Genomic DNA, 14,348 nt, shown 5'->3' with positions numbered 1-14,348 from the left:
CGAACCGTGACCGAGTTGCTCAACGGGCTGCTGGGCACCCTGGCCTACGGCGGTGCCGGGCTGGTGCTGATGGCGCTGGGCTACGTGCTGGTCGACGTGGCCACGCCGGGCAAGCTGGCCGACCTGATCTGGGTCGAGCGCAACCGCAACGCCGCGATCCTGCTGTGCTCGGGTCTGCTCGGCGTCGGGGTCATCCTCACCACGGCCGTGCTGACCAGCGACGACAACCTGGGCACCGGCCTGGCCAACACCGCGGTGTACGGCCTGCTCGGCCTGGCGATCATGGCGCTGTCGTTCATCGTGATCGACGTGCTCACCCCCGGCAAGCTCGGTGAGGTGATCTGCACCGAGGAGAACCACCCCGGCGTGTGGGTCTCGGCGGTGGCCCACCTCGTGGTGTCCGTGGTGATCGCCGCCGCGATCACGTGAGCGCCCGCCCGGCGCGGCTGGCGCTGCTGGCGACGGTCTTCATCTGCGCCGCCTGCGGTCTGGTCTACGAGTTGGCGCTCGTCGCGCTGGGCTCCTACCTGATCGGCGACACCGTCGGCCAGGCCTCGATCGTGCTGTCGCTGATGGTCTTCGCCATGGGCATCGGCGCGCTGGTGGCCAAGCCGCTGCAGAAGCGGGCGGCGGTGTCGTTCGCGATGATCGAGCTGGTGCTCGCCCTGCTGGGCGGGTTGAGCGTGCTGCTGCTGTACGCGGCGTTCGCGTGGCTGAGCCTGTACACGCCCGCGCTGATCGCGATGGCGCTGGCGCTGGGCGTGCTGATCGGCGCGGAGATCCCGCTGCTGATGGAGCTGCTGCAGCGGATCAGGGCGCAGGCGGCGGGCTCGGCGGTGGCCGACCTGTTCGCCGCGGACTACGTCGGCGCGCTGCTGGGCGGGCTGGCGTTCCCGTTCGTGCTGCTGCCGGTGTTCGGCCAGATCGAGGGCGCGATCGTGGTCGGGATCGTCAACGCGCTGGCCGGGCTGGGCCTGGTGCTGGTGGTCTTCCGCGAGGAGCTGGGCAGGCGGGGCAAGGCGCTGCTGTTCGGCGGCGCGGTGGTGGTCTTCGGGGTGCTGGGCGGGGCGTACGCGCTCGCCGACGACTTCGAGGTGACCGCCCGCCAGGCGCTCTACGCCGATCCGGTGGTGCACGCCGAGCGCACGCCCTACCAGGACATCGTCATCACCGAGTCGTTCGCGCTCTCCGGCGACCGGGACGTGCGGCTGTTCCTCAACGGCGACCTGCAGTTCAGCTCGATCGATGAGTACCGCTACCACGAGGCGCTGGTGCACCCGGCGATGGCGGGCCCGCGCCGCGACGTGCTGATCCTCGGCGGCGGCGACGGCCTGGCCCTGCGCGAGGTGCTGCGCCACCCCGACGTCGCCTCGGCCACCCTGGTCGAACTGGACCCCGCTGTGATCGCCCTGGCCAAGACCGACCCGCTGCTGCTGGAGTCCAACGGCGGGGCCTTCGCCGACCCGAGGGTCACCACGCTGACCCAGGACGCCTTCAGCTGGCTGCGGGGCGCGAGCACCGACTACGACGTGGTCATCGTGGACATGCCCGACCCGGACTCCACGGCGACGGCCAAGCTCTACAGCGTCGAGTTCTACGGCCTGCTGGAGCGCGTGCTGCGCGCGGACGGCCGGGTGGTGGTGCAGTCGGGCTCGCCGTTCTTCGCCCCGCACGCCTTCTGGTGCGTGGAGTCCTCGCTGCGCGAGGCCGGGTTCTCGACGCTGCCGTACCAGGTGAACGTGCCCGCCTTCGGCGAGTGGGGCTTCCACCTCGCCGCCCGCATGCCCCCTCGGCTGGAGCTGCCGGACCTGCCGCTGCGCTCGCTGGACGAGACCAGCCTGGGCGCGGCCGCGGTGTTCCCCCCGGACCGCCGCAAGCCCGCCGACGTGCGCTCCTCGACGCTGATGGACCCGGTGATCATGCGCTACTCGCGCCAGGAGTGGACCAACTACTGACTATTGCTCGACAGTTCCGCAACTCTTAGGCTCGCTCGCTGGGAGCGCTCCTAATCTCCCTAGCGATCGAGGTCCCATGAAGTTCAGAGGCAAGGCGATGCGGTTCGCCGCCGCGGCGACGGCCCTGGCCGCCGCGGCCGTCGCCGCTGTCGTCACGACCGGCCCCACCGCGGGCGCGGCGGCGCCGACCGAGGACTGGCTGCACGTCGAGGGCAATCAGATCGTCGACGAGGCGGGCAACCGCGTCCGGCTCACCGGCACGAACTGGTTCGGGTTCAACGCCACCGAGCGGGTGTTCCACGGCCTGTGGTCGGGCAACATCACCGAGATCAGCAAGGCGATGGCCGACCGCGGCATCAACATCGTCCGCGTGCCGATCTCCACCCAGCTGCTGCTGGAGTGGAAGAACGGCCAGGCGGCGATGCCCAACGTCAACACCTACGCCAACCCCGAGCTGACGGGGAAGAACAGCCTCCAGGTGTTCGACTACTTCCTGGAGCTGTGCGAGCGCTTCGGCATGAAGGTCATGATCGACGTGCACAGCGCCGAAGCCGACAACTCCGGGCACACCTACCCCGTCTGGTGGAAGGGCGCGATCACCACCGAGCACTTCTACCAGGGCTGGGAGTGGATCACCGCCCGGTACCGCACCGACGACACCGTCGTCGCGATGGACGTCAAGAACGAGCCGCACGGCACCCCGAGCGACTCGCCGCGCGCCAAGTGGGACTCCACGACCGACCAGGACAACTTCAAGCACGTCTGCGAGACCGCGGGCAGGCGCATCCTGGCGATCAACCCGAAGGTGCTGATCCTGTGCGAGGGCATCGAGGTCTACCCGCGCCCTGGTAAGAACTGGAGTTCGCCCAACACCAACCCGGACCTGTCGCCGAACTACTTCTCCACCTGGTGGGGCGGGAACCTGCGCGGCGTCGCCGAGCACCCGGTCAGCCTCGGCGCCAACCAGGACCAGCTGGTCTACTCCCCGCACGACTACGGCCCGCTGGTGTTCGACCAGCCGTGGTTCCAGAAGCCGTTCACCAAGGACAGCCTGACCACCGACGTGTGGCGGCCGAACTGGCTGTTCATCCACGAGCAGGGCATCGCGCCGCTGCTGATCGGCGAGTGGGGCGGGCGCCTCGGCCAGGACGAGCGCCAGGACCGCTGGATGACCGCGCTGCGCGACCTGATCGCCGAGGAGGGCCTGCACCAGACGTTCTGGGTGCTCAACCCGAACTCCGGCGACACCGGCGGCCTGCTGCTGGACGACTGGCGCACCTGGGACGAGCAGAAGTACGCGCTGCTCAAGCCCGCGCTGTGGCAGCACAACGGCACGTTCGTCGGCCTGGACCACCAGATCCGCCTCGGCGGTGCGGGCAGCACGACCGGCATCAGCCTCGGTGAGCGCTACTCCGGCTCCGGCCCGGTCGACACCACCGCCCCGTCCGTCCCGAGTGGACTCGCCGCGGGCACGGCCACGGCGGCGTCGATCCCGATGTCGTGGACCGCCTCGACCGACAACGTCGGCGTGAGCGGCTACGAGGTCTACCGGGGCACGACCAGGGTGGGCACCACGGCGTCGACCTCGTTCACCGACACCGGCCTGACCGCCGACACCGCCTACAGCTACACGGTGCGCGCCCGCGACGCGGCGGGCAACGTCTCGGCGGCGTCGACGGCCGTCACCGCGCGCACCGCCACCGGGGGCGGCAACGGCGCGCAGGGCTGCCGCGCCGCCCTGCGCACGGTGAACTCCTGGCAGGGCGGGTTCCAGGCCGAGGTGACGGTGACCAACACCGGCACGGCCGCGATCCGCGGCTGGTCGGTCGACCTAGCGCTCGCCGGCGGCACCACGGTGGGCAGCCTGTGGAGCGGCGTGCTCTCCGGGACGAAGGTGACCAACGCAGGCCACAACGGCGCGCTGGCCGCCGCGGCGAGCACGACGTTCGGCTTCGTCGGCAACGGCGCGCCCAGCGGCGTGACCGTGAGCGGCTGCACGGCCTCCTGAGCCTCCGGTGGTGGCGGGCGGCGACCCGCCACCACCGGGCTCAGCCGCGCAGCACCTGGAGGTTGTTCATGGCCGAGCCCAGGTCGCGCACGATGCGCACCTGCAGCCCGTCGGGGACGTCGCCGCAGTCGGGCGGGATCAGCGCCTTGGTGAAGCCCAGGCGCAGCGCCTCGGCCAGCCGGGTCCGCACCCCGCCGACCCTGCGCACCTCGCCCGCCAGCCCGACCTCGCCGAGCACGACCAGGTCCGGCGGCAGGGCGACGTCCTTGGCCGCGGTGGCCACGGCCAAGGCGACGGAGAGGTCGGCGACCGGCTCGCCGACCTTTATGCCGCCGACGGTCGCGGCGAAGACGTCCTTGTCGCCGAGGCGCACGCCACCGCGGCGCTCCAGCACCGCCAGGATCATCGCCACCCGCGCCGAGTCCAGGCCGCTGACGGCCCGCCTGGGGGTGTTCAGCGGGCTGTTGGCGACCAGCGCCTGCACCTCGACCAGCATCGGCCGCTTGCCGTCCATGGCGACGGTGACGGCGGTGCCGGGCACGCCGACGTCGTGGCGGTTGAGGAACAGCCCCGAGGGGTCGGGCACGTCCACGATGCCGCGGTCGACCATCTCGAAGCAGCCGACCTCGTCGGCCGGGCCGTAGCGGTTCTTCACCCCGCGCAGCATGCGCAGGCTGGAGTGCCGGTCGCCCTCGAAGTGCAGGACCACGTCGACCAGGTGCTCCAGCACCCTCGGCCCGGCGATCGCGCCCTCCTTGGTCACGTGCCCGACCAGGATGACCGGCAGCCCCCGGTCCTTGGCCAGGGCGACCAGCGCGGCGGTGACGGCCTTGATCTGGGTGACCCCGCCCGCGGCGCTGTCGGCCTCGGGCGAGGACATCGTCTGCACCGAGTCCACGACCAGCAGGCCGGGCTTGATGTCCTCGACGTGGCCCATCAGCGCGGAGACGTCGCTCTCGGCGGCCAGGAACATGCCGGGGTCGACGTTGCCGGTGCGCTCGGCGCGCAGGCGCACCTGGCCCGCCGACTCCTCGCCGGTCACGTACAGCGTGGGTCCGCCCGAACCGCGGGCCCACTGGTAGGCGACCTCCAGCAGCAGCGTCGACTTGCCGACCCCCGGCTCGCCGGCCAGCAGCACCACGACGCCGGGCACCAGCCCGCCGCCGAGCACCCTGTCCAGCTCGCCGACCCCGGTGCTGCGCGCGCGGGCGGACTCGACGTCGACCTCATCGATGCGCCGCGCCGGGGTGCTGGGCGCGCCCGCGGCGACCTTGCCCGGCCGCCCGGCCGCGACCTCGCGCAGGGTGTTCCACGCCTGGCACTCCGGGCAGCGGCCCACCCACTTGACCGCGGTGGTGCCGCACTCGTCGCAGCGGTAGGCCGAGCCCCGCTGGGAGGAAGACTTCGTCGCCACGGCGGCGACGCTATCGGTGGGTACCGACGGTCAGTGACCGCCGCCGCCCGAGCCCTCCTCGGCGACGCGCGGCTCGCTCGGGGACGCGATCGGCAGCTGCACGGTCACCGAGCCCGCGTTGGCGAAGACGAAGGTGACCGGGTGCACGGTGCCGGGGTAGATGTCCCCGGAGAGGCCCTTGAGGGTGATGGTGAGCTTGCCGAGGGTGATGGCCGCGGTCGTCGTCGGCGCCGCGGTGGTGGTCGCGGTGGTCGTGGCGGGCGCCGTCGTGGTGCTCGCGCCCTCCTCGCCCTCGGTCGTGGTGGTCGGCGCGGTGGTGGTGGTGGTTGTCGTGGTCGCGGCGGCGCTCTCCTCAGCGTGGAACTCCGCGCCGGGCTCGCCGATGGCCAGGGCGACGCCCGCGGGCAGCGCGGTGTCGCCGGTCACCACGACCTCTTCGGCCAGTGGGGAGCTCACCTCGACCAGGGTGTCCGCGCCGGTGCCGGTGTTGACGACCGTGCCGAACAGCACGGCGTCACCGCCCTGGGCGTAGTGGCCCTCGTGCGGGTAGGCGAACTGCACGTCGCGGATGGCGATGGGGCCGACGCCCACGTTCGCGCCGTTGACGGCGGGCAGCTGGGAGTCGGTCTGCGTGATCTGCCCCGCACCGCAGGCGGTGGCGGCCAGGAGCGCGGCCAGGCCGATGGCCAGGGGCGCGCGGCGCAGCCGACCGGACGAGTTCTGTGCACGGCTCACGGGTGGGCTCCTGCGGTTGTCTCTGCCAATCTGCCTTCTCCGGACCGAAGAGTAGCCGCCGCAATGGCGCGCGCCCGCGCGTGGTGGGGGAAAGCACCCCGAAGATCACGTCCTTTGTGGAGATATTCGCCCACCCCGCCGGAGCGGCGTGAGCACGCCCGAAGGGGCGTTGTCAACCCCCGATGGTACGACCATCTGGCCTGTGACCTGCGAAGACCGAATCAGGGTCGCGCTGTTCGGGAGTGCGAATCGTGTTAAGATGGAGGGAGCGAAAGGGGCAGAGGACACATGGTTTTCAAGGTCGGAGAGACCGTCGTCTACCCGCACCACGGTGCCGCACTCATCGAAGCGATCGAGACCCGCGTGATCAAGGGCGAGGAGAAGAAGTACCTCGTCCTCAAGGTCGCGCAGGGCGACCTCACCGTACGCGTCCCCGCTGACAACGCCGAGATCGTGGGTGTTCGGGACGTCGTCGGTCAAGAGGGCCTCAACCGCGTATTCGATGTGCTGCGCGCTCCGCACACCGAGGAGCCGACCAACTGGTCGCGTCGGTACAAGGCCAACCTGGAGAAGCTCGCGTCGGGCGACGTGAACAAGGTTGCCGAAGTGGTGCGTGACCTTTGGCGGCGGGAGAAGGACCGCGGCCTGTCCGCGGGCGAGAAGCGGATGCTGGCCAAAGCCCGGCAGATCCTGGTCAGCGAGCTGGCGCTGGCCGAGGGCACCGATGAGGACAAGGCCGAGGTGCTGCTGGACGAGGTCCTGACGGCAGCCACGGTCTAACCTGCCGTTTGTGGCACAACTCAATGCGGCCGTAGCACTCGTGCCTGCGGCCGGTCGCGGGGAACGTCTCGGTTTCGGGATTCCCAAGGCTCTCGTTCCTGTCCGCGGCGCACCACTTTTGCTCCATGCCGTGCGTGGCCTGCTTTCCGCGGGCCGCGTGCGGCATGTTGTGGTTGCGGCCCCGGCCGAGGCGCTTGAGCAGGTGTCTTCCCTGCTCAGCGGCCTGCCGGTGGACGTCGTCGCGGGTGGGTCCGACCGGACGGAGTCGGTGGGCCTGGCGCTGCGGCACGCGCTGGCGGTCGTCCCGGGCGCGCGCATCGCGCTCGTGCACGACGCCGCCCGCGCGTTCACGCCGCCCGAGGTGGTGGCCAGAGTCGTCGACGCGGTCGCCGCGGGTGCGCGCGCCGTGGTGCCGGTCTTGCCGATGGCCGACACGGTCAAGCTGGTCGACGCCGACGGCGTGGTGCTCGGCACACCCGATAGGGCGGCGCTGCGGGTGGTGCAGACCCCGCAGGGCTTCGATGTGGAGACGCTGGTCACCGCGCACCGCTCCGGGCTCTCGGCGACCGACGACGCCGGGCTGGTCGAGGCGCTCGGGGTGCCGGTGAACACGGTGGACGGCCACCCGAACGCGATGAAGGTCACGACCCCGCATGACCTGGCGGTGGCGGAGAAGGTGCTGGTGGAGGGCTTGTGAGGGTCGGAATCGGCACGGACGTGCACCCGGTGGAGGCCGGTCGGGACTGCTGGGTCGCCGGGCTGCTCTGGGAGGGCGTCGACGGCTGCGCGGGCCACTCCGACGGCGATGTCGTCGCGCACGCGCTCTGCGACGCGCTGCTGTCGGCGGCGGGTCTCGGCGACCTGGGAGCGGTGTTCGGCACCAGCGACCCGCGCTGGGCGGGCGCCAGCGGTGTGGTGCTGCTCACCGAGGTGCGCAGGCTGCTGACGGAGGCCGGGCTGCGGGTCGGCAACGCCGCGGTCCAGGTCGTGGGCAACCGGCCGAAGGTCGGAACCCGGCGCGCCGAGGCGCAGGAGGTGCTCTCGGCCGCGGTCGGCGGGCCGGTCACGGTCTCGGGCACCACCACCGACGGGCTCGGCCTCACCGGACGCGGCGAGGGCATCGCCGCGATCGCCACGGCGCTGGTCGTGGATCTGGCCTGAGTCATCGATCTCACACGGTGGAAGGGCGTATACGGTGGAAGGCGTGGCCATCCGCGGAGTCCTCTTCGACTTCTCCAGCACGCTGTTCCGGCTGGAGCCGGACGTGTCGTGGCTGGAGGACACCGGCCTGGACCCGCACGAGATGGCCGAGATCATGGTCCAGCTGACCCTGGCCCCCTCCCGGCACCTGCCCGACGACCTGCGCCCTGAATGGGACCGCCGCGACGTCGACCCCGAGACGCACCGCCGGGTCTACCTGGCCGCCTACCGCTCCGCGGGGCTGGACGCCCGCCCCGGCTTCGCCGAGCGGTTCTACGACGGCATGCTCGTCCCCGAGGCCTGGAAGCCTTACCCGGACACCGCCGAGGCGCTGCGCATGGCGCGCGCGGCCGGGCTGCCGGTGGGCGTGCTCAGCAACATCGCCTGGGACATCCGGCCGACCTTCGCGCTGCACGGGTTCGACGTCGACGCCTTCGTCCTCTCCTTCGAGGAGGGCGTGGTCAAGCCGGAGAAGAAGATCTTCGAGATCGCCTGCGAGCGCATCGGGGTCGCCCCGGCCGAGACGCTGATGGTCGGCGACAGCGAGGAGGCCGACGGCGGCGCCACCGCGCTGGGCTGTCGGTTCGCGCGGGTGGCGCCCGTTGCCCCGAGCGAGCGGCCGGACGCGCTGGTCAAGGCCCTGATCGCGCACGGCGTCGCGGGCTGACCAACCGCCCGCACTACCATCTCCCCTTTACAGCGGCTTCCCTAGTACAGCGGCTCCCCGACATCCGGAGTTCCCGTGGCACTGCACCTGCACGACACCGCGACGCGCACGACGCGCGAGTTCACGCCGATCACGCCCGGCAAGGCCTCGATCTACGTGTGCGGCGCGACGGTGCAGGGCGTCCCGCACATCGGGCACATGCGCGGCGGGCTCAACTTCGACGTGCTGCGCCGCTGGCTGACCCGCGGCGGCCTGGACGTGGCGCTGGTGCGCAACGTCACCGACATCGACGACAAGATCCTCACCAAGGCCGCCGGGGCGGGCAGGCCGTGGTGGGAGTGGGCGGCCACCCACGAGCGGGCCTTCCAGGAGGCCTACGCGCTGCTGGGCTGCCTGCCCGCGTCGGTGGAGCCGAGGGCGACCGGGCACATCACGCAGATGGTCGCGCTGATGGACCGGCTCATCGAGGGCGGGCACGCCTACGCCGCCGACGGCAACGTGTACTTCTCCGTTGCCTCCTTCCCCGACTACGGGGCGCTGTCGGGGCAGAAGCCCGATGAGTGCCAGCAGGGCGAGGACAGCGCCTCGGGCAAGCGCGACGCGCGCGACTTCACGCTGTGGAAGGCGGCCAAGCCGGGCGAGCCGTCCTGGCCGACGCCGTGGGGCGACGGGCGGCCGGGCTGGCACCTGGAGTGCTCGGCGATGGCCGGGGCGTACCTGGGCGCGGAGTTCGACATCCACGGCGGCGGCATCGACCTGATCTTCCCGCACCACGAGAACGAGGTCGCGCAGTCGCGCGCGGCCGGTGACGGCTTCGCCCGCTACTGGCTGCACAACGCGTGGGTCACGATGAGCGGCGAGAAGATGGCCAAGTCGCTCGGCAACACCGTGTCGATCCCGGAGATGCTGCGCCGCGTGCGCGCGCAGGAGCTGCGGTACTACCTGGTGGGCCCGCACTACCGCTCCAACATCGAGTACAGCGAAGAGGCGCTGGGCGAGGCCGAGAAGGCCTACCAGCGCGTGGAGTCGTTCATCGGCAAGGTGACCGCGCGGACCGGCGCGGTCGAGCTGGGCGAGCTGCCGCCGGGCTTTACCACGGCCATGGACGACGACCTGGCCACGCCGTCGGCGCTGGCCGAGGTGCACAACGCCGTGCGCGCGGGCAACCGCGCGCTGGACTCCGGCGACGACGCGCAGGCGCGCGCGTTCGCGGCCGCGACGCGGTCCATGATGGACGTGTTCGGCCTCGACCCGCTCGCCTGGTCGGATTCCACTTCGGACTCCGGCCTGCACGCGGCGCTGGACGACCTGGTCGGCGGCTTGCTCGCCGAGCGCCAGTCGGCCCGCGCGGAGCGTGATTTCGCCCGCGCCGACGCCATCCGCGACCGGCTGCTCGGCGCGGGCGTCACCGTCGAGGACACCCCCGACGGTCCGAAGTGGACTTTGAAGGACGAGTAGACGTGGCAGGCAACTCCAAGCGCCAGGGCGCCACCCGCAAGACCGGCTCCAAGAAGGGCATGGTCATCGGCTCCGGTGGCCAGAGCAGGCGCGCGCTGCGCGGCAAGGGCCCGACGCCGAAGGCCGAGGACCGCGTCGGCCACGTCGCCTACAAGCGCAAGAACGCGGCCACCAAGCGCGAGGCCGCGCGCGGCAAGGACAAGCAGGCCAACGAGCTGGTGGCGGGCCGCAACCCGGTCGCCGAGTGCCTGCGCGCGGGCGTGCCCGCCACGGCGCTGTACGTGGCGATCGGCATCGACGCCGACGACCGGGTCAAGGAGTCGGTGCACATGGCCGCCGACCGCGGCGTGTCGGTGCTGGAGGTCTCCCGCCCCGAGCTGGACCGGCTCACCAACGCCGCCATGCACCAGGGCATCGCCCTACAGGTCCCGCCGTTCGAGTACGCCCACCCCGATGACCTGCTCGCCGCCGCGTCCGACACCGGCGAGCCCCCGCTGATCGTGGCCCTCGACGGCGTCACCGACCCGCGCAACCTCGGCGCGGTGATCCGCTCGGCGGCGGCCTTCGGCGCCAACGGCGTGCTGCTGCCCCAGCGGCGCAGCGCGGGCATGACCGCGGTGGCCTGGCGGACGTCGGCGGGCACCGCGGCCAAGCTCCCGGTCGCCATCGCCACCAACCTCACCAGGCAGCTGCGCGCCTACGCCGACGAGGGCCTGATGATCGTCGGCCTGGACGCCGACGGCACCATGCCCTTCGACGACTTCGGCCTGGCCACCTCGCCGCTGGTCGTGGTGGTCGGCTCCGAGGGCCGCGGCCTGTCCCGCCTGGTCAAGGAGGCCTGCGACGCGACGATCTCGATCCCGATGTCGGCGGGCGTGGAGTCGCTCAACGCCTCGGTCGCCGCGGGCGTCGTGCTGGCCGAGGCCGCGCGCAGGCGGCGGGCGGCGGGCCGAATCTAGGTAGCCGGGTCTAGGTCACCGCGCGCAGGGCGGGCCGTTCGACCAGGCCCGCCAGCGCGTCGGCCGTGCGCTCGTCGGCGGGCAGGTAGGTGATGATGCGCAGGTCGGCGCTGTCGGGGAAGGTCAGCGTCTCGTAGGTCAGCGTCAGCGGGCCCGCGGCGGGGTGCTCCCAGCGCTCGGTGCCGAAGCGGGCGGGGAGCTGGGTGACCGCGGCGAAGCGGCCGGTGAACGGAGCGCCCGCGGTGATGGCCAGTTCGTCGGCCAGGCCGGCGACGTGCGGGTCGGAGCGGTGGGTGTCGCCCTTGAGCTGGGCAACGTGGTGGTCGGCCATGCGCTCCCAGTCGGGGAAGGCGGCACGCGCGGCCGGGTCGGTGAACAGGAAGCGCAGCAGGTTGCCCGCCTCCAGCAGGCCGATCGGGGCCGCGACGCGGGCGTAGCCGGGGGTGTGGGCGAGCACGTCGCCGAGGCGGTTGAGGACCACGGCCGGGTCGAGTCGTTCCAGCACCGCGAGCACCGTGGGGGTGATGGCGCGGTCGGGGACGCGGTCGGCCGAGGGGCACAGCGCGGAGTCCTTCTCGCGGAAGATCAGCATGCGCAGCTGGGCGCGGTCCTCGGCGGAGAAGCGCAGCGCGTCGGCCAAGGCCCCGAGGATCTGCGCCGAGGGGTGGCGGTCGCGGCCCTGTTCGAGACGGGTGAGGTAGTCGACGCTGACGCCCGCGAGCGTGGCCACCTCCGAACGGCGCAGCCCGGGGGTGCGTCGGCGCGGGCCCGACCGCAGGCCGACGTCGGCGGGCGCGGTGGCCTCGCGGCGGGCGCGCAGGAAAGCTCCCAGCTCGGTCACCGCACCCACGCTACGCGGCGCGGGGCCGCCTAGCGTGGCCGTCCCAAGGCTAGGCTGAGCACGGTCTCCCCAGGCCCGGCGCGGCGGGCGATGGTGGTTCCCATGACCGATCTTCGACTCGCGGTGATCACGGCCAGCGTCCGCCAGGGGCGGTTCGGGCCGGTGGTCTCCCGGTGGTTCTCCGACGTCGCCACGCAGCACGGCCGCTTCGCGGTCACCGACATCGACCTGGCGGGCGTGCCGCTGCCGCTGGAACTGCCCCCTCAGGACGCCTGGGTGGCCCCGGCCGGGCTCGTGCCGGTGACCGAGGCCCTGGAGGCCGCCGACGCCTTCGTGGTGGTGACGCCGGAGTACAACCACAGCTTCCCGGCCTCGATCAAGGCGCTCATCGACTGGCACTACACCCAGTGGCAGGCCAAGCCCGTCGGCTTCGTCTCCTACGGCGGCTTCGCGGGCGGGGCCCGCGCGGTCGAGCAGCTGCGCCAGGTCTTCGCCGAGCTGCACGCGGTGACCGTGCGCGACGGGGTGTCCTTCGACCGGTTCTGGGAGCGCTTCGGCGAGGACGGCAAGCCCATCGACGCCGACACCGACGCGGCCGCGAAAGTCATGCTCGACCAGCTCGGCTGGTGGGCGTCCGCACTCGCCGCGGCGCGGCCGTACGTATCGGCCTGATGGAGCAGCGGGCCGGATAGAGTCTCCCCCCGGAAGGGGGATGGATGTCGTTCGCGAGCCCGCTGTTCCTGTGGTTCTTCACGCCACTGGTCCTGCTCGCGATCCTCGTCGCCCCCCGCACCTGGCGCAACGGGATCGTGGCCTTCGCCAGCCTGCTGTTCTACACCGTCGGCGCGGGGCCCAGCACCGTCCTGCTGCTGCTCTGCATGGTCGTCAACTTCCTCGCCGGGCCGTACCTGGAGCCCGACGAGTGGGACGTCAACCGGGGCAGGCGGCGCAGGCTGCTGTGGGGGATCGTCGGCTTCGACGTGCTGGTGCTGGTGGTGTGGAAGTACGCCGGGTTCGCCACCGAGCAGATCGCGGGCTTCATGCGCCTGTTCGGCGGCGACTTCCCGGTGATCGAGCTGCTGCTGCCGATCGGCATCTCCTTCTACACCTTCCACCACATCTCCTACGTGGTGGACATCTACCGCGGCGAACGCCCGGCCCTGCGCCAACCGGTCGCCTTCATCACCTACATCGCGATGTTCCCCCAGCTCGTGGCCGGCCCGATCGTGCGCTACCGCGAGATCGCCGACCAGCTCCCCCAGCTGCGCACCCACCGCCTGGACGACATCGCCGCGGGCTTCCCCCGCTTCGCCCTGGGCCTGTGCAAGAAGGTCATCATCGCCGACTCGCTGAGCCCGGTGGTCGAGGAGTGCTTCTCGACCCCATCCGGCGAGATGACCTTCGCCATCGCCTGGCTGGGGGCGATCGCGTACACGCTGCAGCTGTACTTCGACTTCTCCGGCTACTCCGACATGGCCATCGGCCTGGGGCGGATGCTGGGCTTCCGGCTGCCGGAGAACTTCGCCCGCCCGTACTCCTCGGTCACGGTGACGGAGTTCTGGCGCCGCTGGCACATGTCCCTGTCCCGCTGGTTCCGCGACTACGTCTACATCCCCCTGGGCGGCAACCGCGCGAGCGCCGGGCGCACCTACCGCAACCTGTTCACGGTGTTCGTCCTGACGGGCCTGTGGCACGGCGCCAACTGGACGTTCCTGGTGTGGGGCCTCTTCCACGGCGCCCTGCTGATCGTCGAACGCGGCTTCGGCTGGGAATCGGCCCCCACCTCCCGCCGCGCCCGCATCGGCAGGCGCGCGTTGACCCTGCTGCTGGTCACCGTGGGCTGGGTGTTCTTCCGCGCCGCCGACGTCGGCCAGGCCCTGGTGATGATCGGCCACATGCTCCTGCCGGACTTCACCGGCCTGACGACCGAAGTGGACGCCGCCCTGACCAACCAGGCCCTGGCGACCCTCATCGTCGCCCTGACCGTGGTCTTCCTCCCCGCCTCCCCCGTCACCGGCCCCATGCTGGAGTCCTCCCGCACCCGCACGGCCACCGCACTGCGCGTGGCGATCATGGTCCCCGGGATGCTCTGGGCCGCCACCCTCGTCGCCACCGGCACCTTCAGCCCGTTCCTGTACTACCAGTTCTAGTTCCAGGGTCTCCGCGGCCTTGAGCGTTCTTGGCGATATAGCCTCTGACCTGGACTGATAGTGCTCGACGTTTGTCAGTCGCTTTCGACCGCTTCTGATCCCTCACGGCCTGGCGACGGCCTGATCTTGGTCCGGGCTACCTCGCGTCCCCTCCCCCAACCCCACAGTGCGATCCGCGCCG

14 protein-coding genes are annotated in these 14,348 nt (G+C 71.8%); 11 read left to right on the top strand and 3 right to left on the bottom strand.

Going from position 1 to position 14,348, the window contains the following annotated elements; all coding sequences use genetic code 11:
- The first annotated feature begins 6 nt into the window (after positions 1–6).
- From ACFPM7_RS07460 to ACFPM7_RS07450, 3 genes are all read left to right on the top strand, one after another.
- Entirely contained in the window at positions 7–429 is a 423-nt protein-coding gene (locus ACFPM7_RS07460; RefSeq protein WP_378245292.1) for a DUF350 domain-containing protein, read from the top strand.
- Positions 426–1,955 (top strand): polyamine aminopropyltransferase, encoded by a 1,530-nt coding sequence (locus tag ACFPM7_RS07455; RefSeq protein ID WP_378245290.1) that lies wholly within the window; start codon positions 426–428, stop codon positions 1,953–1,955. Before ACFPM7_RS07460 ends, ACFPM7_RS07455 begins: the two co-directional genes overlap by 4 nt.
- 76 nt (positions 1,956–2,031) lie before the next feature.
- A complete protein-coding gene (locus tag ACFPM7_RS07450) occupies positions 2,032–3,963 on the top strand; it encodes a cellulase family glycosylhydrolase (RefSeq protein WP_378245288.1) in 1,932 nt (643 codons plus the stop codon).
- 40 nt (positions 3,964–4,003) lie between these two features.
- On the opposite strand, the gene radA is transcribed toward ACFPM7_RS07450, so the two are convergent.
- Together radA and ACFPM7_RS07440 are read right to left on the bottom strand one after the other, a co-directional pair.
- Positions 4,004–5,377, bottom strand: coding sequence for a DNA repair protein RadA (radA, locus tag ACFPM7_RS07445; protein ID WP_378245286.1), 1,374 nt, complete (start codon positions 5,375–5,377; stop codon positions 4,004–4,006).
- A 30-nt stretch (positions 5,378–5,407) separates the two neighbouring features.
- On the bottom strand, positions 5,408–6,112 hold the full coding sequence (locus tag ACFPM7_RS07440; protein ID WP_378245284.1) for a copper chaperone PCu(A)C domain-containing protein: 705 nt from the start codon (positions 6,110–6,112) through the stop codon (positions 5,408–5,410).
- Positions 6,113–6,400: 288 nt separating this feature from the next.
- Here ACFPM7_RS07440 and ACFPM7_RS07435 point away from each other — a divergent pair, with 288 nt between their 5' ends.
- From ACFPM7_RS07435 to rlmB, 6 genes are all read left to right on the top strand, one after another.
- Complete coding sequence (locus ACFPM7_RS07435) at positions 6,401–6,892, top strand: CarD family transcriptional regulator (protein ID WP_378245282.1); 492 nt, start codon at positions 6,401–6,403, stop codon at positions 6,890–6,892.
- Between the two features lie 10 nt (positions 6,893–6,902).
- Positions 6,903–7,589: a 2-C-methyl-D-erythritol 4-phosphate cytidylyltransferase gene (gene ispD, locus ACFPM7_RS07430; protein ID WP_378245280.1), complete on the top strand. Its 687-nt coding sequence runs from the start codon at positions 6,903–6,905 to the stop codon at positions 7,587–7,589.
- Complete coding sequence (ispF, locus tag ACFPM7_RS07425; protein WP_378245278.1) at positions 7,586–8,053, top strand: 2-C-methyl-D-erythritol 2,4-cyclodiphosphate synthase; 468 nt, start codon at positions 7,586–7,588, stop codon at positions 8,051–8,053. Before ispD ends, ispF begins: the two co-directional genes overlap by 4 nt.
- A gap of 43 nt (positions 8,054–8,096) precedes the next feature.
- Complete coding sequence (locus ACFPM7_RS07420; protein ID WP_378245276.1) at positions 8,097–8,759, top strand: HAD family hydrolase; 663 nt, start codon at positions 8,097–8,099, stop codon at positions 8,757–8,759.
- Positions 8,760–8,834: 75 nt separating this feature from the next.
- Positions 8,835–10,217: a cysteine--tRNA ligase gene (cysS, locus tag ACFPM7_RS07415; RefSeq protein WP_378245274.1), complete on the top strand. Its 1,383-nt coding sequence runs from the start codon at positions 8,835–8,837 to the stop codon at positions 10,215–10,217.
- A gap of 2 nt (positions 10,218–10,219) precedes the next feature.
- Positions 10,220–11,176, top strand: a complete 957-nt coding sequence (rlmB, locus tag ACFPM7_RS07410; protein ID WP_378245272.1) for a 23S rRNA (guanosine(2251)-2'-O)-methyltransferase RlmB — start codon at positions 10,220–10,222, stop codon at positions 11,174–11,176.
- Positions 11,177–11,186: 10 nt separating this feature from the next.
- Here the strand turns inward: rlmB and ACFPM7_RS07405 are convergent, their stop codons facing one another.
- Entirely contained in the window at positions 11,187–12,017 is an 831-nt protein-coding gene (locus tag ACFPM7_RS07405) for a helix-turn-helix transcriptional regulator (RefSeq protein ID WP_378245270.1), read from the bottom strand.
- 102 nt (positions 12,018–12,119) lie between these two features.
- Here ACFPM7_RS07405 and ACFPM7_RS07400 point away from each other — a divergent pair, with 102 nt between their 5' ends.
- A complete protein-coding gene (locus ACFPM7_RS07400; protein ID WP_378245268.1) occupies positions 12,120–12,689 on the top strand; it encodes an NADPH-dependent FMN reductase in 570 nt (189 codons plus the stop codon).
- 44 nt (positions 12,690–12,733) lie between these two features.
- The gene (locus ACFPM7_RS07395) at positions 12,734–14,167 is read left to right on the top strand and encodes an MBOAT family O-acyltransferase (RefSeq protein WP_378245266.1); all 1,434 of its coding nucleotides are present in this window, start codon (positions 12,734–12,736) and stop codon (positions 14,165–14,167) included.
- Positions 14,168–14,348 lie beyond the last annotated feature (181 nt).

Source organism: Actinokineospora guangxiensis, assembly GCF_042657845.1.
Classification (GTDB): Bacteria; Actinomycetota; Actinomycetes; order Mycobacteriales; family Pseudonocardiaceae; genus Actinokineospora; species Actinokineospora guangxiensis.
Note: the sequence above shows the minus strand (reverse complement) of the source record. Positions and strands in the feature narration are given on the sequence as shown.

What these genes read in the sequence shown, in the direction of transcription:
- ACFPM7_RS07450 (WP_378245288.1), top strand. Translation starts at nt 2,032, where the DNA reads ATGAAGTTCAGAGGCAAGGCGATGCGGTTCGCCGCCGCGGCGACGGCC.
- ACFPM7_RS07435 (WP_378245282.1), top strand. Translation starts at nt 6,401, where the DNA reads ATGGTTTTCAAGGTCGGAGAGACCGTCGTCTACCCGCACCACGGTGCC.
- ACFPM7_RS07400 (WP_378245268.1), top strand. Translation starts at nt 12,120, where the DNA reads ATGACCGATCTTCGACTCGCGGTGATCACGGCCAGCGTCCGCCAGGGG.
- ACFPM7_RS07395 (WP_378245266.1), top strand. Translation starts at nt 12,734, where the DNA reads ATGTCGTTCGCGAGCCCGCTGTTCCTGTGGTTCTTCACGCCACTGGTC.